Here is a 289-nt window from a genome sequence, read left to right as displayed (position 1 = left end):
GGCCAATACCAAAGACGCGCTTCTCGCAATCGCCCTTGCCGACCTACAGGCCGCCCAGGCGAAAACCGATGCCGCGCAGATCGCTCAAAAACGCGCCTTAAACAGCCTTTCAAAGGTGCTTCACTCGCACGAGTTGGACGCAGCCACACCGCGCGGCAACGCACATCTTGCGAACCATCGAACCGGCGTGCCTGCGAAGATAGACAGCGACCCGGAACTGGAAGCCTTCCTTATGGACCGCATCCACAACACAGGCTTTGTCCAACTTGCCGCAGAGGTGGCCGAGCAC

At 59.9% G+C, this 289-nt stretch carries 1 protein-coding gene; it reads left to right on the top strand.

The features are described from left to right. The coding region (locus tag E0702_RS16820; protein WP_132045705.1) for a hypothetical protein at positions 1 to 289 on the top strand (289 nt) is incomplete at both ends.

This window comes from Halomonas marinisediminis, from assembly GCF_004347715.1.
In the GTDB taxonomy this organism is placed as follows: Bacteria; Pseudomonadota; Gammaproteobacteria; order Pseudomonadales; family Halomonadaceae; genus Halomonas; species Halomonas icarae.
The sequence above is the reverse complement of the archived record's forward strand: the minus strand, read 5'-3'. Positions and strand labels throughout refer to the sequence as shown.